Origin of the sequence: Herbiconiux daphne (genome assembly GCF_024979295.1) — a bacterium.
GTDB classification, from domain to species: Bacteria; Actinomycetota; Actinomycetes; order Actinomycetales; family Microbacteriaceae; genus Herbiconiux; species Herbiconiux daphnes.
In genome coordinates this window covers 1-1,145 of sequence record NZ_JANLCJ010000126.1, presented here as the reverse complement: position 1 = coordinate 1,145, position 1,145 = coordinate 1, and the positions used below count along the sequence as shown (strand labels likewise).

1 protein-coding gene is annotated in these 1,145 nt (G+C 39.7%); it reads right to left on the bottom strand.

Annotation, left to right across the window (positions count from 1 at the left end; genetic code table 11):
* On the bottom strand, positions 1-1,145 hold a 1,145-nt coding region (locus N1032_RS23510), incomplete at both ends, for an SURP domain-containing protein (RefSeq protein WP_259542786.1).

The following is a 1,145-nucleotide window of genomic DNA, read 5'->3' as shown; positions in this document are numbered from 1 at the left end:
ATGACTCCAAATCATCCAACGGTAATAAGCTGGTAATGGGTGGTCAGGTTGCCATAAACTAAAAATAGCATTACTCTTGTTTATAGGGAATTGACCCCAAACAGGTTTATGAGTCGTTGCATCAATAGCTGTAGCTGGAACATCCCAATGCCAGTGCCATTTCTGAGAATCAACATACGTGATTGTAAACGGAACATCAGAACGATAGTATAAAGAACCGAAAGGAATCTTCCCACCACCTGTACTCCAAGTCAAACCTAGAGAAACACCAGAACTATCTTCAAGTGTATCACCCCATTCAATTTCAACAACAGAATCTCTACGACCATCCCAGAATTCAGAAGAATCGAGGAATACAGTTTTTGCAGAAGGTGTTGTTAATGCGTTTGGACCGAAGGTAGCAACTGTAGAGGTTGTGCACATATTATATGGAACGTTAGTCCCTGGTCTGTATGATGCAACAAATTGGCTTAATGGAATACGATATTCATCAGCAGTACCACCACTATTTGTTGGGATACTAGCTCTCCATCTAGTCATTCGTGAATCAGGGTCAGTCTTATGTTCTGCTAATACGACTTCTACGTTAACACGGATAGGTAGAAACCCATCTGGTGTTTGGTCAGATAGACCGCCAACATAGGAAACAACTTCTGATTGAGGTCCAACCTTATACCAAACAGCTTGTTGCTCAAGTGTTAATGTCTTAGTTTTCAGTGGGGGTTTAGCTTCAATATATCCTAGACCATCACGGTCAAAGTTAGTTTCACCAATGATTTGTTTTCCTGGGTAAGTATAGTAATATGAAATACCATCTGTCCAAGGACGACCCATAACATGGTTCTCATCTTTACGGAAGAATTTATCAGCTGAGTCAATATCAGTATATGTGCGGCAGTTAAAGATTACACATTTCCAAACACTTTGATATTTACTTTTATCAGGGTCTAAATCAGGAGCTAATCTATACATCAAATAAGCAGCATCACCAAACCATTGTTCGGCGTCTGATGCATTACCCATATCAGCTGGTACAACCTTCATAGGGACAACACAAGGTCTGTTATGCCAAGGCTCATTACGTTTTAACATATAGCCTTTTTCGTTAATAGGGTTTTTGGTAGCATAATTAAACTTATGGATAC